This is a genomic window from Tardiphaga sp. 20_F10_N6_6, from assembly GCF_052076045.1.
Taxonomy (GTDB): domain Bacteria; phylum Pseudomonadota; class Alphaproteobacteria; order Rhizobiales; family Xanthobacteraceae; genus Tardiphaga; species Tardiphaga robiniae.
Genome location: NZ_CP197239.1, coordinates 880,944 through 901,779 on the forward strand (window position 1 = coordinate 880,944; position 20,836 = coordinate 901,779).

Annotated in this window: 12 protein-coding genes and 1 tRNA gene; 4 read left to right on the top strand and 9 right to left on the bottom strand. The window is 61.9% G+C overall.

Annotated features, from left to right (window positions below; all coding sequences use genetic code 11):
* Positions 1–2: 2 nt before the first annotated feature.
* From AB7813_RS04120 to AB7813_RS04130, 3 genes are read right to left on the bottom strand one after another with little or no spacing between them, the layout of a single operon-like run.
* The gene (locus AB7813_RS04120) at positions 3–1,523 is read right to left on the bottom strand and encodes an amino acid ABC transporter permease (protein ID WP_184516718.1); all 1,521 of its coding nucleotides are present in this window, start codon (positions 1,521–1,523) and stop codon (positions 3–5) included.
* Positions 1,520–2,731 (bottom strand): amino acid ABC transporter permease, encoded by a 1,212-nt coding sequence (locus tag AB7813_RS04125; protein ID WP_441227903.1) that lies wholly within the window; start codon positions 2,729–2,731, stop codon positions 1,520–1,522. Before AB7813_RS04125 ends, AB7813_RS04120 begins: the two co-directional genes overlap by 4 nt.
* A gap of 14 nt (positions 2,732–2,745) precedes the next feature.
* Positions 2,746–3,762 (bottom strand): amino acid ABC transporter substrate-binding protein, encoded by a 1,017-nt coding sequence (locus AB7813_RS04130; RefSeq protein WP_093758538.1) that lies wholly within the window; start codon positions 3,760–3,762, stop codon positions 2,746–2,748.
* Positions 3,763–4,098: 336 nt separating this feature from the next.
* Between AB7813_RS04130 and metC the strand changes: the two genes are divergently transcribed.
* On the top strand, positions 4,099–5,295 hold the full coding sequence (metC, locus tag AB7813_RS04135; RefSeq protein WP_175368989.1) for a cystathionine beta-lyase: 1,197 nt from the start codon (positions 4,099–4,101) through the stop codon (positions 5,293–5,295).
* Positions 5,296–5,375: 80 nt separating this feature from the next.
* Here the strand turns inward: metC and AB7813_RS04140 are convergent, their stop codons facing one another.
* The 6 genes from AB7813_RS04140 to AB7813_RS04165 form a co-directional block, all read right to left on the bottom strand.
* Positions 5,376–5,714, bottom strand: coding sequence for a lipid-A-disaccharide synthase N-terminal domain-containing protein (locus tag AB7813_RS04140; protein WP_092143185.1), 339 nt, complete (start codon positions 5,712–5,714; stop codon positions 5,376–5,378).
* Entirely contained in the window at positions 5,715–6,458 is a 744-nt protein-coding gene (locus AB7813_RS04145) for a glycosyltransferase family 2 protein (RefSeq protein WP_184516724.1), read from the bottom strand.
* Positions 6,459–6,526: 68 nt separating this feature from the next.
* Positions 6,527–7,369 (bottom strand): phosphatase PAP2 family protein, encoded by an 843-nt coding sequence (locus AB7813_RS04150; protein ID WP_175368988.1) that lies wholly within the window; start codon positions 7,367–7,369, stop codon positions 6,527–6,529.
* On the bottom strand, positions 7,369–9,111 hold the full coding sequence (locus tag AB7813_RS04155) for an ArnT family glycosyltransferase (RefSeq protein WP_439063909.1): 1,743 nt from the start codon (positions 9,109–9,111) through the stop codon (positions 7,369–7,371). The genes AB7813_RS04150 and AB7813_RS04155 overlap by 1 nt, the downstream gene beginning before the upstream one ends.
* Before the next feature lie 50 nt (positions 9,112–9,161).
* Positions 9,162–11,369 carry a penicillin-binding protein 1C gene (gene pbpC, locus AB7813_RS04160; RefSeq protein ID WP_439063910.1) on the bottom strand — a complete coding sequence of 736 codons (2,208 nt, stop codon included), beginning with the start codon at positions 11,367–11,369 and terminating at the stop codon, positions 9,162–9,164.
* The gene (locus AB7813_RS04165; RefSeq protein WP_439083434.1) at positions 11,366–16,585 is read right to left on the bottom strand and encodes an alpha-2-macroglobulin family protein; all 5,220 of its coding nucleotides are present in this window, start codon (positions 16,583–16,585) and stop codon (positions 11,366–11,368) included. Before AB7813_RS04165 ends, pbpC begins: the two co-directional genes overlap by 4 nt.
* Before the next feature lie 509 nt (positions 16,586–17,094).
* Between AB7813_RS04165 and AB7813_RS04170 the strand changes: the two genes are divergently transcribed.
* The 3 genes from AB7813_RS04170 to AB7813_RS04180 all read left to right on the top strand — a co-directional run bounded on the left by AB7813_RS04170 (position 17,095) and on the right by AB7813_RS04180 (position 20,108).
* Positions 17,095–17,448, top strand: a complete 354-nt coding sequence (locus AB7813_RS04170; RefSeq protein ID WP_439083433.1) for a hypothetical protein — start codon at positions 17,095–17,097, stop codon at positions 17,446–17,448.
* Between the two features lie 270 nt (positions 17,449–17,718).
* Positions 17,719–17,795 (top strand) — tRNA-Arg (locus tag AB7813_RS04175).
* A gap of 405 nt (positions 17,796–18,200) precedes the next feature.
* Entirely contained in the window at positions 18,201–20,108 is a 1,908-nt protein-coding gene (locus tag AB7813_RS04180) for a PAS domain S-box protein (RefSeq protein ID WP_439088868.1), read from the top strand.
* The last annotated feature ends 728 nt before the right edge of the window (positions 20,109–20,836 follow it).

The window sequence follows — 20,836 nt, forward strand, 5'->3', positions numbered from 1 at the left end:
CCTCAACTCCGTCGATGCACATTGAGCCGGTGCTCGACGAATAGCGAATAGCGCGAGATGCCGAAGCACATCACGAAATACATGATGCCGGTAAAGGCAAAACCGGTGAACAAGGTCGTCGGCGTCGACCAGTTCGGATCTGCGAACGCCGCGCGGAGTTGGCCGAGCAAATCGAACAGCGCCACGATCGACACCAGTGACGTATCCTTCAAAAGCGCGATGAAGCTATTGACGAGGCCGGGAATAACATGGCGCAGCGCCTGCGGCATCACCACAAGACGCGTGGTCTTCCACCAGGACAGGCCTAGCGCACTTGCCGCCTCCGCCTGACCGCGCGGGATCGCCTGCAACCCGCCGCGGATCACCTCGGCATTATAGGCACCAGCGAATAGCGCTATGCCGATCAGCGCGCGCACCAGCCCATCAACAGTGAAATTGCCCGGCAGGAACAGCGGCAGCATATAGGTCGCAAAGAACAATACGGTGATCAGCGGCACGCCGCGCCAGAATTCGATGAAGGCAATCGAGAACAGCCGGATCAACGGAATGGTCGAGCGTCGGCCAAGTGCCAGCGCGATGCCAACCGGCATCGACGTGACGATGCCTGTGATCGACACCACCAGCGTCACCAGCAATCCGCCCCAGAGCCGCGTATCGACGATCGGCAATCCGCCACGATCAAGCCGCAGCAGGGCGATGACGACGGCGATGCCAGCGAAGACGGAGATACTGTTGGCCAGCGCACGCCAGCCGCTGCGGAAGTGGCCGTTCAACAAGAACATAAGCAGCGAGACAATGATGGCGGTTGTCGTCAGTTCGAACCAGACAGGTTTGCCATGATTGACGCCTTCGTTGCGTAACCACTCAAACGGCAGCGCGACGAGTTGCAGGCCGTCGCCGAATGCTACGACGCCGTCGCCTATCAGCGTAAGCGGATAACCGATGACAGCAATATCGGACAGAAGGCCGATGCCCCTGAGCCGGCGACCGACATCCGTGATGTGGACCGCGACGGTCGACAGAAAATCCGTGGCCCAACTGATTCCGAAGCCATTGATGCCACCGCCATACAGCAGGAAGAACGCCACGACAGGGAAGGCAAGGAAGAACAGTCCGGCATTCACGCTCTTCGCGGGCAGACGCGGGATCAGCAGCGGCAACAGCAATAGCGCGCCCAGCAGGAAAGTGAGATTGACGCGCCAGCGTTCCGACTCAGGATAAAAGCCGTAGATAAACTGCGTGAACTTGGCCTGCACGAACGGCCAGCAGGCGCCAACGGCGTGGCCAACGTTTTCCGGCAGGCACGCTGTGCGGTCTTGCCCCTGCCAGACGGCGTCGATCAGCAGGAATTTGACCGTGGGGGCAATGGTGAACCACAGCAGCAACAGGCTGATGACAGTCAGCAGAATATTGGTCGGTGAATTCAGCAGCCGTGTCTGCACAAAGCCGACGAAACCCGTGCTGCGCACCGGAGCGGCGCGCTCTGCAACCAGTTCTCTTGCAACGAAGCTGGTATCGCTCATGTGCCCATGCTCCGCGAGATCCGCCAGCCATAGACGCTCATGAGCGCGCTCGTGACCAGCGAGATCACGAGATAGACCGCCATGGTGATGGCGATGATCTCGATGGCCTGCCCGGTCTGGCTCATGGTCGTCCCGGCAAAGACCGAGACCAGATCGGGATAGCCGATGGCAACAGCCAGCGACGAATTCTTGGTGAGGTTGAGATACTGGTTGGTCAGCGGTGGCAGGATCACGCGCATCGCCTGCGGCACCACGATCAGTCGGAGCGTTGCACCCCGGCTAAGTCCAAGCGATGCGCCCGCTTCGGCCTGTCCCTTATGCACCGACTGGACGCCTGCGCGCACGATCTCGGCGATGAAGGCGGCGGTGTAGGTCGAGAGCGCTAGTGTCAGCGCGACGAATTCCGGCAGCACACGCAGGCCGCCTGAGAAATTGAAGCCTCTCAGTACCGGATACTCGAATGTCACGGGCTTGCCGAGCACGAGCACCGTCAGCAACGGCAAACCGATCAGCAAGCCCAAGGTGATCGGCCAGACGGCTATTACACGCCCCTTGGCGAAGAGCTGCTGTCGCGCATAAACGCGCAACACCAGCGCGGCGATGATCGCAACGATCACAGCGACCGCGAACGCCGTAAAAGCCTCCGTCCCGATCGGCTTCGGCAATCCAAAGCCGCGATTGCTAAGAAAGAAACTGTCCAGCAACGAGATACTCTGCCGCGGCTGCGGCAGTGTGGCGAGCACGGCGAGATACCAGAAGAGGATCTGGAACAGCAGCGGCAGGTTACGGATCAGTTCGACATAGCCGCCTGCGATCCGCGCCAGCAGCCAGTTCGGCGACATCCGGCCGAGGCCGACGATGAATCCGATGATGGTCGCAAAGAATATGCCGATCAGCGACACGACGAGTGTGTTGACGAGGCCGACGAAAAACACCTGCAGATAGGTGTCCGATTCCGAATACGGGATCAGCGCCTGACTGACCGCAAAGCCCGCGGTATTTGATAGGAATCCGAAGCCGGATGCGATCTTCTGCGCGGCCAGGTTGGAGCGTGCATTCTCGACGATCTCATAGCCGATCCAGACAAGGGCTGCGACGAACACGACCTGGAGCACAAAGCCGCTCCAGCCCGCCTGCCCGCCCAGCACACGTCGCAGTTTTGCAACGAGTTGCAGCGGCGGTTTTCTGGCTTCGGTCGATGTCGCCACGGGCGATGATGCGCTCAGCGGATCGGCGGTGCGTATTGGATGCCGCCCTTGTTCCAGAGCTGGTTCAGTCCGCGCGAGATCCCGAGCTTCGAGCCTGCGCCGACATTACGGTCGAACACCTCACCGTAATTGCCCGTCGCCTTGATGATGCGCGCGAACCAGTCCTTGGTGAGGCCCAGCGTTTCACCGAGATTGCCGTCGGTGCCGAAGATGCGCTTCAGCTCTGGCTTGTCGGATTTCGCCTGGTCATCAACGTTCTTCTGGGTAATCCCGAGCTCTTCGGCATTGACCATCGCGAACAGCGTCCAGCGCACCACATCGAGCCACTGATCATCGCCATGACGCACCAATGGGCCAAGCGGCTCCTTGGAAATCACCTCAGGGAGCACGGCATGATCTGCAGGCACTGTGAGCTTCAGGCGTTCTGCATAAAGTTGCGAGAGATCAGCCGTGAAGACGTCGCAGCGGCCCGACTCATAGGCTTTGATAGTCTCGTCGGCGGTCGAGAACGCGATCACTTCATACTTCATGTTGTTGCCCTTGAAATAGTCGGCAACATTCTGCTCGTTGGTGGTGCCGGTCTGCAGGCAGATCGAGGCGCTATTCAGCTCGAGTGCCGAATTCACCTTGAGCGCCTTGCGGACCAGAAAACCCTGGCCGTCATAGTAGTTGATACCGGCGAAGTTCACGCCAAGCGACGTATCGCGCGACAGGGTCCAGGTCGTATTGCGCGACAGCACGTCGATCTCGCCGGACTGCAAGGCAGTAAAGCGATCCTTCGCCGAGAGCGGCACATATTTCACCTTGGTAGCATCGTTGAAGATCGCCGCCGCGATGCCGCGGCACAGGTCGACGTCGAAGCCCACCCAGTTGCCCTTGTCATCCGGCGCCGAGAAACCCGGCAAGCCCTGGGTGACGCCGCAGGACAGCATGCCGCGGTCCTTCACGGTCTTGAGCGTCTGCGCAGATGCGCCTTGCGCGGTCAGACTGGCGGCAAGAGCGAGAGAGAACATCAAGGTTGCGCGTTTCATGTAAGGCCTCTTTGGGGACGTCAGGACGCTCGGTCGACGCAAAGAATTGAATGACGAGCCTACGGATCAGTTCCATAGCCGTGAATGGCCCGACCGGAAAGGCGAACGACAGCAGAGACGATCTAAAAAGACCGTACGAATCAGCAGGAAATCGCAGATTTCGCGGCAGGCCCCTCAACGTGCCGCGGGGGATCGCGAGGTCCGCAACAGAGAACGATCAGCCAGCCGGGTCAAGGGGTTGACGGCCATCCGCCGTGTCCTCTTAGTGACGGAACCAGCCATTCGGCAACCCAGATGCCAATGGCCTTGCAACACCTGCAGACCGGCGGCCCCATTATGACAGCTTCGAACGATAATCACGGCACCACCTCGCTCGACACGGACACCGTGATCGTCACCGCCGGCCGCGACACCAAATCGCAGCGGGGCTTCGTCAATCCACCGGTCGTGCGCGGCTCCACGGTGCTGTATCCGACCGCCGACGACCTCCACGCGCATCGCGGCGAGTTTCAGTATGGCCGCCACGGCACGCCGACCACCAAGGCATTGCAGGAAGCGCTGATGGCACTGGAAGGCCCGAAATGTGCCGGCGTGGGGCTCGTGCCATCGGGCCTCGCCGCGATCTCGACCGCTCTGCTCTCGGTGCTCAAGGCCGGCGATCATCTCCTCGTCAGCGACAGCGCCTATCGGCCGACACGCAATTTCTGCAACGGCATGCTGGCACGCTACGGCATCGAGACCACCTATTTCGATCCGCTGATCGGCGCCGGCATTGAAGCGCTGTTCAAATCGAATACCCGCGCCGTCCTGGTCGAAGCGCCGGGCTCACAATCCTTCGAAATGCCGGATGTGCCTCTCATTGCCGGCATTGCGCATGCGCGCGGCGCGCTGGTGCTCGACGACAACACCTGGGCCACGCCGCTGTATCATCGCTCGCTCGAACAAGGCGTCGATATCAGCATCCAAGCGGCGACCAAATATATCGGAGGTCACTCCGACATCATGTTCGGCACCATCTCCGCCAATGGCGCGGCGTGGCCGTTGATCCAGGAGGGCATCAAGCTGCTCGGCACCTGTGCCGGACCGGACGACGTGTTCCTCGCATTACGTGGTCTGCGCACTATGTCGGTGCGGCTCGCACATCATCAGCGCTCGGCGCTGGAGATGGCGCAGTGGCTTCAGACCCGCCCCGAAGTGCTGAAGGTGCTGCATCCCGCTTTGCCGGATCATCCCGGCCACGCAATCTGGAAGCGCGACTTCACCGGCGCATCCGGTCTGTTCAGCATCATCCTGAAGCCATCGCCGCAAAAGGCCGTCGATGCCCTGCTCGATACCGTCAAGCTGTTCGGCATGGGTTATTCCTGGGGCGGCTTCGAGAGTCTCGTCATCCCGTTCGACTGCTCGGACTACCGCAGTGCCACCACATGGGCACCCGGCGGTCCCGCATTGCGATTCCATATCGGCCTAGAAAGCGTGGATGACCTGAAGGCTGATCTCGAACGGGGCTTTGCTGCACTCAATGCGGCTCGGTGATATCGCCGTTGTTCGAACCGCGTCCCTGCTGCCGCCCGACCGGATCGACGCGTTGACGCGATAACGAAGCCTTCGTGTTGTCAATTCGACAGCGTCTTCGATCCGCTGCCGCGGTTCTTGATGATCAGCATGATGTTGCGGACATAGATCACCGTGGCGAAGGCCTGGCCGAGGATGATCACCGGCTCTCGCTTGGCGATGCCGTAGATCAGCGTCATGAAGCCGCCGGCCATCGAGAAAAACCAGAACGCCATCGGCACAACGCTCTGTCCGGCGCGTTCGCTGGAAATCCACTGCACGAGAAAGCGCGCGGTAAACAGCAGTTGCGCGATCAAGCCAAAGGCGAGCCAGAAATCAAACTTCGCGACGAAGACGTCGTAGATATAGTCGCCAAGCGCCTGACCGTATTGAATCAGCATTTATTTGAACTCGGTTGCGACCGGCGTCGTACGCTTGCGGCGGATCAGCCACCAGACGCCGGCAAGATCCATGATGCCTATCCAGAGTCGATCGAAAAATCCGTAATTGGACACACCGGAATGGCGCGGCCGATCGGTGACATCGACATAGGCGATGTCGAAGCCCTCGCGGCGCACCAGGGCCGGAAGGAAGCGATGCAGACCATCGAAATAAGGCATCGACAAGAATACATCGCGGCGGAACGCCTTCAGGCCGCAGCCGGTATCGCGGGTGCCGTCCTTCAGGATCGCGTTGCGGACAGCATTGGCGATCTTCGATTGCGCTTTCTTGAAGCCGGTATCCTTGCGGCCAACGCGCTGCCCGGCGGCGAGACCAACACGGCCGCCGCCATCCTGAATGGCCGAAATCAAGTTGGGCAGGAATGCCGGATTGTTCTGACCATCGCCATCCAGCGTGGCCACGATGGCGCCACGGGCGTTGCGCACGCCAGTACGCACGGCGGCCGACTGGCCCGATGATGCGGCGTGGTCGATACGGCGCAGATTGCTGCGCGTCTGCATCAGCTCGGCCAGCCGAGCCGGCGTGGCGTCGGTCGAGCCGTCATTGACGTAGATAATCTCATAGGGCCAGCGGCCGTCGAGCGCAGCGGTGATCTCGGCGATCAAAGGCGCGACATTGTCCTGCTCGTTGCGCACGGGCACGACAATGGAGACATCGACGGGGGCAGCTTCGGGAGCGGACAAATCGGAGCTCTTGGTTGGAGGACGGTCCTGCGGGAACTTGTCGCAGCCGGCCCGGCGAAGACCGCTTATTATGGGGCCGCGGTCCCGCGGGCAACCCTTTTGAGATGGCCTGCGGACGGCCCTGGCAGCGGGTCGATCGTGCCGTCCTGGTGGATGGTGAAAGCCAGATGCCGGGCCGCAAACCAGTATCGCACCGTCATGGCGCCAATCCAGCCGACCAGCCCGCCGCCGACCACGTCACTGGCATGATGCGCCAGCAGGACGAGCCGACTGGCACAGATGGCGACGGCGTAGACGATCATCACCGTGCGCAGCCGCGGCCAAAGCGCGGCGACCGCGAAAGCCAATGCGAAACTCGTGGTCGCATGACCCGACGGGAAACTGGCATAGGCCGGCGTCCAGGCGAAATGCGAAAAGTGAAAGGGGTCTGCCGCGCCACTGACGAAAGGCCGGCCACGGCCGAGCATACCTTTGATGATTTCAGCCACGAAGACCGACAGCGCGACCGACAGGAAGATGTACTGAATGCGCGTGCCGAAGCTGACAAGTACGGCGCGCGACGTGCCGTGCCGCAGCGGCGCCAGCAGGGCCAGAACGATCATAAACGCGAACAACGCCAGCAGGACATATTCGTCCTTGCCGAAGTCAGTGAAGATACGCAGCGGCCACAGGCCGGCCGTGCCCCGCGCCGGCATCAGTCCGATCTCGGTGGCATCGACGATGAACATCAGCGCGATGATGATCACGGCTGTCACGGCGCCAAGCGCCAGCGAACGGCGCGCCCAATAACGAGCAGCTTCGGCACGCCGCGAATGCGACGGTGCGCGAACAAGCTGTGCGAATGACTGCCAGACAAGCGCAACGAGTTGCGACAGATAGGTCTGTGGCTGCGATTTGTCCGGGGCTACCATTACTCGGTCCCTTCGGAGCGATAGATCGCCACCGAAATCGCTTTACCCTGCGAGAAGTTATAGCCGTCGATGCGGGTTGCCATGTTGTAACGCAAGCCGATGGCCTCGGCGCGCATCGCGAACTGGCGTTCTGAACGCAATTCGACAAGCGCGAAGCGACAGCTGCCCTGCCCGAGGAAATCCGCCGCGCCGGCACCATCAGTGAGTTGTGTGGATGTGCCGGTCATGAACACCAGGCTCGGCTCGTGATATCCCGCTGCCGCAGCCTTGGGACCGACGCAGACCACGTTACGCAGCGCACGTGCGATCTGCACACTCGGAAACAGCGGTCGGAGCGACGGCAGCAGCACGCCATAAAAGGCGGCGCTCATGAACAATGAGGCCACAACCGCATTCAGCAACGAGCGTTCTGCGCGGGCGTTATCATACAGCCACCAGGCAAACAGGCCGAACACCAGTGCTGCGGCGGCAAATGGCCAGGCCAGAAACACCGGGTGGCGGACGATCGCGACGGCACCGATCTCGGCGACCACAGCGGTTAGCGCCGGGATCGCGAACCACCAAGCCGCGCCGCGCGCCAGCCAATTGCGCGCCAGCACCTGGCGTTCAAGCGCGCCGATGACGAGGATGGCGATCGCCGGATAGAGCGGCAGCACGTAATGCGGCAGCTTGGTCATCACGACTTCGAACACGATCCAGGATGGGATCAGCCAGGCCAGCAGATATTGTGCGCCGGGCTCGCGGCGCGCGCGCCAGATCGCCGGCGTGGCCATACCGGCCAGCGGTGCCCCGGGCCAGAAGGTAATCCAGAACAGCAGGAAATACATGCCCGGAGGCGCGCCGTGGGATTCTTGTGCAGCCAGTTTGCTCAGCATGTCGCCACCGAGCGAATTGGAGAAGAACGCTTGCCCCGACTTCAGGAAGATCGCGACGAACCACGGCAGCACCAGCAACAGCATCCAGATGACGCCGACCAGCGGCCGTAATCGCCACAGCCATGCGACCGAGCGATCCATGATCGCCAGTGCAATGATCGTCAGCCCGACGAACATCAGGATCAGCGGGCCCTTGACCAGAATGCTGATCGCCATGGCCGTCCAGAACACCGCCGGCTCCTGCCAGCGCGACTTGTCGGCCTCCTCGCCGCGCTGCCACGCCAGGTAAATCCGCGCCATCGCGCCCATCACGGCGATGACGGTCAGCAACAGCATCGCATCGGTCTTGGCGAGCCGGGCCTCGACGTTGAGCAAGACCGAACTGCACATGATCAACGCAGCCAGCACGGCGCCGCGCCGCGCCAGGAAGGCCAGCGCGGTCCAATAGGTCAGCAACACTGCACCAATGGCACCGATCAGCGATGGCACGCGATAGAGCCAGATGCGAACTTCGGCGTTCTGCAAGCCCAGCGCCTCAGCGGTCTCGACCACGGCCGCCTGCATCCAGTAGATGCCGACCGGCTTCTTGTAGCGGACCTCGTCCTGGAACCGGATGTCGACGAAATCGCCTGTCTCGACCATCTGCTTGGTCGCCTGCGCGAAGCGCGCTTCGTCACGGTCGATCGGCGGGATAGTGAAGAAGCCGGGCAGGAAGAACAGGAACCCGCAAATGGTTAGGAACGCGACTGCGCAGGCATGGCCGGAGCTGACGAAATCAAGCACGCGCACCAGCCTGCTGCCTGGATCGACACGGGTTTTCGGCTCGCGCGGGGCGCCAAATCGGGGTCTTGGATAGGTCTCGGCCATGCCTGTCGCATACGCTGAAACCGCCGACCGGACAACCAGTTAGCCCGTGCTTATTGGATTCTGACCACAACTGTGTCTGCGGTGCCCATGGCGTCCATGACCGTCAGCCGGACGAAACCCGGACCAGGCGGATCGACCAGCCGCTGGCGCCGGCTGTCGAGTTCCCCAGCAGCCATGCCATTGACCAGAACGGTCATGGGCAGCACCCCGCCGGCCACCTTAACCGGCACTCCCGAAAGCTGCCCCTCGCCGCCACTGGCATCGATCCGGGAACCGTTCAGCGGGAACTGGATGTGCAGGGCCTGATCGCTGCCGGTACGGATCAACTCGCCGACCGGGCGGAACCGACGCAGCGGCAGCGGCAATTTTGCATTATTGGCCATTAGCACGCCCTTGGGCGCCTTCGGCAACGGAGCCGGCAGCTTGCCGGTCCGGGCAAAGGCATCGAACAGGATCGGAGCCGCGGCCGTGCGACCGACCAGGCCGGGCACCGGCGCGCCATCGGGCCGGCCGACCCAGACGCCGATGGTCATCCGTCCGTCGAAACCGACCGACCAAGCGTCGCGATAGCCGTAGCTGGTGCCGGTCTTAAAGGCGATCCGGTTATGCGCGGCATTCTCCGGTGGCGGCGTGCCGATCAGGACATTGCCGACCTGCCAAGCTGCGACCGGATCCATCAACCGCAACGGCTCGCGATCGTCGCCGCCATTGGCCTGCATGATCTCCCGCAGCGGCTTGGAACTGCCGAGCCGCGCCACGCCTGTATAGAGCTGGACGAGGTCTTGCAGCGTAATGCCGACGCCGCCGAGGCCCATGGCCAGACCGGGCGCCTCCCCGGGCGGCAGCACCAGATTGCCACCCGCCTGCTTGAGCCGTGACGACAGCCGCGATGCGCCGACACGATCGAGCAGTGCGATAGCCGGGACGTTTAGCGAGAGCTGCAGCGCCTTGCGCACCGGCACGGTGCCCTGAAAGCTCATTTCGAAATTCTCCGGCGCGTAACTGCCGAAGCGAACGGGCCGATCCTCGATCAGGCTTTCCGGATGCACGAAGCCATCTTCAAAGGCGAGGCCATAGATGAATGGCTTCAGCGTCGAGCCCGGAGAACGCACCGCGCGGGTCATATCGACCTGCCCGGCGCGGCGATCGTCGAAATAGTCGGGCGAACCGACATGGGCGAGCACGTCGCCGCTCTCGTTATCGACAGCGATGAGGCCGATGGAGATATTGTTGCCCAGCGTCGCCGCGCGGTCATGCGCGAGGCCTTCAAGCGCACGCTGGATCCCGGCATCGAGCGCCAGCTTGATGATGGGGCGATCTCTGTGCAGCGACATGGCCTGATCCGCGGAATGCGGCGCCAGGATCGGCATCGGCTTGCGCAGCTTCGGCACGCTGACGGATTTTGCCTGCATGGCATCGGCAGCCGACACCCTGCCCTCGCCGACCATACGTTCGAGCACGCGGTCGCGCGCCACGCGGGCATTGCCGGGATGGCGATCAAGCCGGCGGTGTTCCGGCGATTGCGGCAGCGCTACGAGCAATGCAGATTCCGCCAGCGACAGCCGTTTGGGCTCCTTGCCGAAATAGGCGATCGACGCGGCGCGAAGACCTTCGAGATTGCCGCCGAACGGCGCCAGCGCCAGATAGAGATCGAGGATCTGATCCTTGCTCATCTGCCGCTCGATCTGCAGCGCACGGACGGCTTGTCTGATCTTCGCCGATATCGAGCGTTGCTGCCGTGGTTCGATCAGCCGCGCAAGTTGCATCGTGATGGTCGAACCGCCCGACACGATCTCGCCGCGGGTGACGAGCTGCAGCGCGGCGCGGCCAAGCGCCAGTGGATCGACGCCATGATGGCTGTAGAAGCGCTTGTCCTCATAGCCGAGCAGTATGTTGAGATAACCGGGGTCGACGGACGTCCTCGCGTCGACCGGCAGCCGCCAGCGTCCATCGGACATGGCATAGGCGCGCAGGAGCTTGCCGTTGCGATCGATAACGGTGGTGGAGATTTTGCGCGCCTGGTCGAGCGGCAAAGGGCCGAGGGAGGCCACCCACGCGGCGGTCGCTGCACCAGTCAGGACCACAACTACGGTGGCAGCGGCGACAGCCTTTCGGATAAGCCACCAGCCTCTCCTCACGTCGTGGCCGGGCTTGTCCCGGCCATCCACGTCTTGCCCACGATCCACACAAGAAGACGTGGATCCCCGGGACAAGCCCGGGGATGACGGAGTGTGTGGTGTGGACGTGCCCTCGCTCATTTCGCCTTCGCGACCTCGACACTGCCCGTCCCCGTCCGCCCGTAGCGCGACGGATTATACATGTCCTCCACATAGGCCTGCGGCAGCACGTACTTCCCGGGCGATACCGCCCGAACAATATAGGCGACGGTGAACACCGCCTTGTCGTCGCTCTTCCGGTCGATCGCCGCGGTGAAGCGGTCGTCGCGGAATTCTGTGTTCTCAGGTTCTTCGCCATCCTCGATCCAGTCCAGCGTGCCGCTGTCGCCCGACGACACTAGATGCGGATTGTCGATCTCGAAACCGGCCGGCAGATAGTCGGCCACCATGATGTGCCCGTATTCCGGCTTGGCCTCGGTGATCTTCAGCACCACGGCAAAGCGATCGTTCTGCTTGGCCTTGGTGACATCCGCGGGCTTGCCGTCGAGCGTGAAATAATTGCGCTCGATCTTGAAGCCGTTGGATGCCGCCGGCTCTGGCGTGATCGGCGAACCGGACACCGAGACGACCGCCTGCACCGGTGTGTCGCCGGTGTTTGTGATCTTGATCGGCTGCCCGGACATCTCCGCCGCCTTGTAGCTGCGATAGAGCGCGGTCTTCACAGCCGAGCCGTTGACGTCGAGCGCCAGCGTGTTGGCTTCCTTGGCCAGCGCACGCGACGCCAGCACCAGCCACGCATTCTCCTGCGTGGAGGTGAACGGCGTCAGGCCGCGCGCGGCCTCGACACGCTGGACCGCCTGCGTCAGCGTTGCACGCGGCGCATTGCCTTCGCTGGCCAGCGAGACCAGTGCAGCCGCGTCGCGGAGCGCCGAGCCGTAATCGACGCGGCCAAATTCGATGGCCGGCTTCGGCGCTAGGCTTTCGACGGCCGCCGCATAGACACGTTCTGCACGGGCACGGTCACCGACCAGCGCCAGCGCCGCCGCCAGCTGCGACTTGGCGATGGGCGTCGCCAGGTTCTTCAGTTTGGTGTCGGCGAGATAGCGCAGATCGCCGATCGGCGCAGTGCCGTTCTTGGCCAGCACATAGAGGCCGTAAGCGAGATCGCGACCGCCGTCCTTCTCCGGTTCGTCAGCATTGACGACCGAATTGCGCACGCGGTCCAGCGCGGCACGGAACAGCACGTCCGGCACCACAAACCCCTTCTCGCGAGCGCGGGTCAGGAAGTCCGTGACATAAGCATCGAGCCAGGCATCGTCGCCGCCCGCCGACCACAGGCCGAACGAGCCGTTCGAGCCCTGACGCGCCAGCAGTCTGTCGATCGAGTCCTTGATGCGCTGATCGACACCGGTATCCATCGCCAGATGCGCGCCGGCCGCGAGATCGTTCACATAGAGGAGCGGCATCGCGCGGCTGGTGATCTGCTCGGAGCAGCCATAGGGATAGCGATCCAGCGCCTTCAGGATGGTCGCTGCATCGAGCGCCGTGGACAGGCTGACCGACAGCGAGACGCCGCCGGTGCCCTGGACGAGGTCGGAGAACATGTCCGAAGTCAGCGTCAGGCTTTCGCCCTTGGCCAGCGTGCGGATCGAGCGACGCGCCAGAACCTGCGTGGCTGCCTTGACGTCGAGCACATAGTGCCGCGCCAGCGTCAGCCCGTTCGGTCCCTTGATATCGACGTCGAACTGGGCCGTGCCCGCACCGGATGCATCGATGGCCAGCGCCATCGAGGTCCGCTGTTTGGCCGCGAGCTTGATCGTCGTCGCCGGATTGCCGGTCACCTTGACGGGGCCGGAGGTCTTTACAGCGATGGTGTAGTCGCCCGGTGCGCCTTCGACATTGTCGAGGTCGAAGCTCATGGTGCCCTTGTCGCCGGACAGCAGGAACCGCGGCAGGGTCGCAGTGAGCACCACGGGATCGCGCACCGTGACGTCCACAGTGGCGCGGCCGAGTTTGGTCGCGGTCCAGGCCACGGCCATCACACGGGCAGTGCCGGCGAATTCGGGAATCTCGAACTCGATCTGCGCAGTGCCGTCGGCGGCCACGGTGACGATGCCGGAATACAACGCCATCGGCTTCTGGGTCGGCGGCGAGCCCTCGATCTGCGCGCCGGCACTATCACCGCCAGTGCGCAACTGACCGCGAGTGCCCTGCATGCCGTCGATCAACTGCCCATAGATGTCGCGAATTTCCGACGTCATGCGGCGCTGGCCGAGATAGTAATCGTCCGGCGCTGGCGGCTTGTAATTGGTCAGGTTGAGAATGCCGACATCGACCGCAGCCACCACGATCTTGGCGTCCTCGCCGGGATTGAGCCCGCCGAGTTTCACCGGCAGCTTCAGCGTCGTGCTGGGCCGGATCAGCGCCGGCGGCGACAGTGCGACGTCGAGCGTGCGTGCTTTTTTGTCGATACCGAACCACTTCAACCCGATGGCGCGGCCGGGCATCCGCTTGGCGGCGGCGTCGAGAGGTCGGCGCAGCGTGGCCACCACATAGGCGCCTGTGCCCCAGTCCTTGCCGACCGGGATCTTGATCTGCGACTGGCCTTCCTTGACGGCGATGCTCTGGGTGGTCAACAGGCGATCGCCCAGCACATTGATGGTCAGCAGGCCGGCGGTGCGGGCATTGACCGAAACGATCATGGTGTCGCCCGACAGATATTCCGGCTTGTCGATGGAGGTCTCCAGCAGGTCCGGCGTATCGGCGCTGCCGTCGGAATACCAGCCGACATCGAACTGCACCGAGGTGATCGGGCCGTCGGCTTCGTTCGATTTAACGTCGAGCCGATAGCGGCCGGGCTGCGGCTGCAGCGAGATGCGGGCCGGCGCATTGGCGGCGATGGTGAGATCGCCATCGGCGACGCGCTTCGTCGATTTGACTGGTTCATAATCCCAAGACGAATTCTGCCGATACCACTGGTAGCGGGATTCCATCTTCAGCAATTCGTAACGCAGGCCGCTACGGGCCAGCGAGGTTCCCTCCGGCGATACGACCACCACGTCGAAAGCGGCGTTGTCCCCCTCGGCGACATTCTTGTCCTTGAACAGTGGCTTCACGCCAATCATCGGCGCACTCGGCGCAACAGGCAGCACGAACTTGCGCTCGACGGCGCGGCCGCCGGCTTCGGTCATGCGGATGAAGATCTGCGCCTCCTGCGGCCGCGTCGAGGACGGCGGCTTGGCGAGGCTGACCGGGAACGTCGCGACACCATTGGCATCGGCCTCCGGCAGGCCTTCGATCGGCGTCCGCTCATTGCTGGCGCTTTCCTCGTCGGCAACGCCGAACTGGTAGCCAGCGAATCCTGGGCGGTTCGCGGCAGGGCTGACAAGCAGATCGCCTTCGAGCTGCAGGCCCGACGCGGGCGCGCCATAGAGGAAACGACCATCGACTTTAAGTTCTACAGGAGCATCAGCTTTGATTAGCTTATCCTTGGAAGATATATCGAATTCAATCCGATCCGGGACGTAATCCTCGACCATGAAAGTGGTCTCGCCGACCGACGGCGCCTTCGGATCGGTGAAGGCACGAACGCGCCAGGTGCCCGTTGGAACCGCCGAATTCAGCGGCAGCGTCAGGCTGCGACCGCCTGCGCCCTGGTCAGGCAGGACGGCGCGGCGGAACTCGACGCCATCGGGGCGCTCGACCACGAGAGTCATTGGGCCCGAGGTCACGGCATTGCCCTGCCCGTCGCGCAACAGCGCGGTGAGATAGACCGTCTCGCCGGAGCGATAAACGCCGCGCTCGGCATAGACGAAGGCATCGGCACCGGCAGGAACTGCGCGGCCGGAGACGCCACGATCACTGAGATCGAAGGCGTTCGATTTGAGACTCAGGAACGCATAGTCGTTCTTGTCTGATGTCACCGTCAGTAGTGCCGGCGACAGACCGCCCTCGCCCTTGGCGAGCCCCGCCTCGAACAGCACATGGCCGGAGTCGTCGGTCTTCCTGGTCGCAAGAATCTCGTTGTTGCGCGCGACCAGCCGGACATCGGCCTTGGCCATCGGATCGGTCGAAGCGAGCGAATTGACGAACACGTGGATGCCGTCATTGCCCGAGAAAGCCGTGAGACCAAGATCCGACACGATGAACCACTGGGTCGCCAGCGAGCCGTCGTCATCGCCACCGCCTGAGCCCGGCCCCTTGGCCGCCGCGGTCATTACATAGACGCCGGGCTGCAGCTCGCCGATGGCCAGATCGACGGGGAATGCCGTGGTGACGTCGGCATTGAGCGTCGACGCCGTGGCCAGCTCGCCGGTCCAGACCTTCATGCCGCGCTCGTCGCCGAGGCTCTCGAGCTGGTACTTGCTCAGTGCCGTCTGGAAGTCGCTGCCGATGACGGTGTTGATCAGATTGCGGTCGCCGATCCGGAACACATTGACGGTGACCGCCTGGGTATTGACCGAGACCACGGGGATACCCTGCTGGCCCGTGCGCGGCAGCACATAGGCGCGGCCGGTGAAACGCACGAACGGCTTGCGATCACGCACATAGATATTGAACTCGGCCGACTTCGGCAGGCTCTCCTTCACCGTCGACGGCAGACCGGCGCGCAGGTTGATGTTGTAGCGCTCGCCATGCTTGAGGCCTTCGACGCAGAGCTGCTTCTCCTCGGAGGTCAGTGCCGGCTTGTCACTGCCGGCGAGCGCCAGGAACGGCGCGAAATCGACCCGCTTGGCGAGTTCTTCCGAGAACTGGAAACAGGCCCGTGGCGAGGCGGAATCCGAGTCCACGGTGTAATCGAGCAACCGGAAGCCGTGATCGTCGCGCAGCTTCTCGTATTGGCCGCGGACGTCGGCGACCTCGCGCATCTCGAGCGACAGGCGCAGCGCGTCCAGCGCCGGGCGCCACAGCTTGCGTTCTTCCATGGCCCGGCCAAGCACGGCCAGCGCCTCGGCCTCCTCACCGGCATTGCCGGCGCGCTGATAGGCGATATAGGCGGCGGTCGCGGCGCGCTCGCGCAGGAAGGTGGTTTCGGACGAGGTTGCCGGGCGGATCTGGAAGATCGTCTTGGCGAGCCGCAGCCAGTTGGCGCTGTCATCGGGCGCAATCGCCACGATCTGGCCCAGCGTCTGCAAACCGGCGCGGAAATCCGAGCGTTTGAACGCGGCGTCCGCGTCGGTACGCAAAGTTGCCGCGCTCTTGGCGACAGGCCCTGCCTCGCTCTTGATCTGCGCCTCGAGCTTGATCGCGGAATCCGCCAGCTCATCCCGTCGGAAAGCCTTGTCGGCCGCGTGAGCCGAGACGAGGCCGAACGCCAGCGTGGCGCAGACAGTGACGGCGCGAACCAGACCAATCATGGACAACTCCCCTGCACGGACGAATGCCGCCTGGATTCAAATGTGCGTAAAAACGGTGACGGACTCATGGCCAGCTTGTTCGCGAGTCTCTCGACCGGCGCAACGCGAGACACGGTGATTGCTGGCAACATCATGTGACGAACCCGGGTAACTCAAATCGCAGCCCCACGCGCAAGCCGCGGGCATCATGGCGGCGGGCCCTGCCGAAAGCAAAGCCACGTCACCGCCGATTGGTCGCCCCTGTGTGGGAAACGGTTCGAGCACGCGCCGACGATTTTGGTGACAGTTTTACAACGGGTCATAGGCGCATGAACGGCCGGCCCGGCCCGCGATCGCCCCCTACGCGTTTTAATCAAACGCGACACGTTAAGACTAAAAGCAGCCTGTTGGGGACGACCGGAGATCACGGGTACCCAAGTCTTCCAGCTGCGGTCAGATGGGTGCGCCTTGCGGCATAGGACGATCACGGCGATCGCCCGACCGTTCGGTCGTTCTGGGCGCATCGCATCATGATCGAACTTCTGTTGGCGACAAGTTCACTGGCGGGCCTCGCCGTCGGACTCGTCGGCCCCGTCTGGGTCATTGTCGTAACGACCGTGCTGGTCGCTGTCCTGTCCGCCGTCGTGACATGGGGCCAGGGATTTTCGGCGCTGGGCGGCGTTGCGGTCACGACCGGATGTCTGATCGCGTGCCAGATCTCCTATATGGCCGGCCGTTTCGTGACCAGGCAATACGGCTTCCCGGAGCAGCTATTTGAGGATGACGTCGACGGCGAGCCAGGCGAGACCGGCCAGCGCGGCATCTCCAGTGACAATAACAAGGACGACAAGCCACCATCGCGGCCCCCGCCGTCGGAGTCTTAGGGCCCGCCAATCTGCCGGCCCCGAAGCTGCGAAGGCATCCCCGAACGGGACAGGTATCGAAGCGACGTCAAAGGCACAGACGGACGTTCGGTTTTGGGACGAAAAGCGGATCAAGTCGGCACACTTTCTGGCTGAAATCGCGGGTTCACCGCTCAATCAGCAAGAGAAAGGCCAGCTCACCAACCGCCCAAACGCTTGAAAACCGTGTCCGAATCCGGCCAATTTACCCGGTCTGTCCAAGCCATACCGACGATGATATGACGACGCGCCGGTCCCATAGCTCAACTGGATAGAGTAACGGATTTCTACTCCGTGGGTTGCAGGTTCGAATCCTGCTGGGATCGCCACGTCATTTTCCGATTCCAATACTTTCAATGACTTGCCGTACATTATAACGCGGTAACTTTTTTCACGGTCAACGTGCCTCAATCAGAGACGCAGTCGTGGGTCTTTGCAGGATTGGCGGTTGTGATCGCACTGATCATATACGGATCGTGGATTGGACAGATCGCGACGAATTTTTCAACGCTGCGGCGGCCTTCTTCAGCGCCGCGTTGACTTCGCCTAAACAGGACTTAACTCCCTGGCACTTCGTTAGTTCCGCCTCCCCCAAAAACTGTCTTCTTGTGTCCCACGCATGACGGCTTACGCTGAAGACCTTGCGGATCTCTCCGTCGCCGTGCCGACAGCGGTGCAGCCTTGTGGGCACCGCCAAACTGGACACGCGTTAGTAGTTTCGCGGGAAGTGAACGATGGCAGAGACAAATAGCGCTGGACGCGGTCTTTTCGAAAGCGAGCGCGCCTTTCGGCTCCTCGTTCAAGGCGTCACAGATTATGCGATCTATCTGCTGGACCTGAACGGCATTGTATCAAATTGGAATACAGGCGCCGAGAAGATCAAAGGATATTCCGCTGATGAAATCGTGGGTCAGCATTTTTCGGTTTTCTACCCCCCGGAGGATCGCGAAGCCGGACTTCCCGCTGCTGCGCTAGAGGCCGCGCGGCGGGACAAGCGCTTCGAAGCGGAAGGCTGGCGGATGCGTAAGGACGGTTCGCGATTTTTCGCTTCCGTCGTCATTGATGCCATTTATGAAGATGGTGTGCTTGTCGGTTTCGCGAAAATCACGCGGGACATCACCGAGCGGATGCAGGCGCGCTTCGCATTAAACGAGAGCGAGAACCATTTTCGCCTGCTAGTGGGAAATGTCACCGACTACGCTTTGTATATGCTTGATCCGGAAGGTCGGATCACCAGCTGGAACTTGGGCGGCCAGCGAATCAAGGGCTATCTTCCCGAAGAAATTATCGGACAGCACTTCTCGCGATTTTACACCCCTGGTGATCGCGAAGCGGGAAAGCCGGCGCGTGCTCTGGAGACTGCCCGTAAGAACGGCCGTTACGAGGAGGAAGGCTTACGCGTTCGCAAAGACGGCACGTTTTTCTGGGCGAGTGTGGTCATCGATCCCGTCCGCAATGATGCAGGCGAGTTGATCGGCTTTGCCAAGATTACGCGCGACATCACAGAACGACGCCTGGCGGTGCAGCAACTTGAAAATATGCAAAGGCAGCTGGCTGAATCACAGAAGATGGATGCGCTCGGTCAGCTGACCGGTGGAGTGGCACATGATTTTAATAACCTACTTATGGCGGTTACCGGTAACGCTCGGCTTATCAAGCGCCACGCCATTGACCCTCGCGTGGTCAAGGCAGCAGAAGCGATAGAGGCAAGCGTTCGCCGCGGGGCGGCACTGACGCGCCAACTGCTGACTTTTGCGCGGCGCCAACAAGTCGACCCGGTGCTGCTTGACGTTGGAGAGACAGTGCAAGCTGTACGCGAAGTCTTGGCCACAGTCCTAGGCAGCGCGATAAAGCTCGAAATCTCCGTACCCGCCGGAGTCTGGCCGGTCTTCGCGGATCCAACCGAGCTCGAGACCGCAATCATCAATCTCGGCATCAATTCTCGTGATGCCATGCCCGACGGGGGCACGTTGACGATCACAGCAGAAAATCATCGTGTCGCGGACGGAGAAGATACAGGCGAGCATGTGAATATCAAAGTGATCGATACCGGCGCTGGTATTCCTGAGGATGTCATTGCGAAGGTGTTCGATCCCTTTTTCACGACCAAGCCTGTCGGCAAGGGAACGGGATTGGGGCTTTCGCAAGTCCATGGCTTTGTCAACCAGGCTGGCGGCAGTGTAGAAATCAAAAGCAAGCTCGGCGCAGGCACGGAAATCGTCATTCGGCTCCCACGCGGAGAGGGCCATGCTGGCGTGCATGAAGCAGAGGTTCTGGCCGAAGGCGCCGGCACCGTTCTTCTCGTTGAAGACAATCCAGATGTCGCAACCTCCAGCACCGTTCTTTTGGAAGAGCTGGGATATCGCGTGAAATGGGTAACGGACGCAGAATCCGCAATGCGCGAGATTGAACGCGACGGCATCGACATTGTATTTAGTGATATTGTGATGCCGGGAAAGTTGGATGGTCTCGGCCTCGCTCGCAATCTCAGACGGAGTCACCCGCACATGCCGGTGGTGCTTGCGACGGGCTATAGTGACGCCTCCCGGAAATCAGGTTCAGAGTTTCTGCTATTGCGCAAACCCTATGAGCTTCACGAGCTCAGCAATGCATTAGAGACAGCTCGCAGCAGTGTCGCTTGACAGCATCCTCTGACCATCCATGTGAAGCGCGCCGGTCGGGCCGGCTCTGGCACCGCTTTCTGTGCCAAACCGGTTTCGGAGGTGACCTCCTTCACAACCGCGAATTTGTTGCGTCGCAGAGCGACCTATGGCGCCGGACTCGGCTCGGAACGATATTCGATTACTGAGATTGATCAAACCGGCACGGAAGCAGCGCTCCCGATGCAGATCCCCACGGTATTTCGGGCGATTTATTTCTCCGAGGCTCTTTACGTCTGATTTGTGGAGCGCAGAATGAGGTCTGTTCTCAAATGGGGAGGAAGCGATGAAAGAGCTTCTACATGCACGAGCAATGGAAAGCATGTGTCGACAGCGCGCCTCGTTTTTTCCCGAGGAAAGTTGGAAATTTCTAGCCGAAGCCGAAAGGTGGAAGCATCGGGCGCTTGATTTGATCAGCGACCATCACGTTGACTGTAACCAGCCAACTCTGCCAGATGCTGCTGAACCTTCTCACATTCACGCGTCACGCTAGGTTTTTCATTTCGGCAACGCTGGAACTTTTATTCGCGTATCAATGCGAGCTGCGCCGCATCTTTCGAACTAGCACGCGAAAGCTGATGACCGGATATCGATAGGCCCGCTCTTCGCCGGCCTTGCGATACTTTGTCTCATGGAACTACACTCATCTTCTTGTCGTTGGTTCAACGCGCCCGCTGTTTTGCGAAATGGTGGAGTGTTTGTCGCGCGGT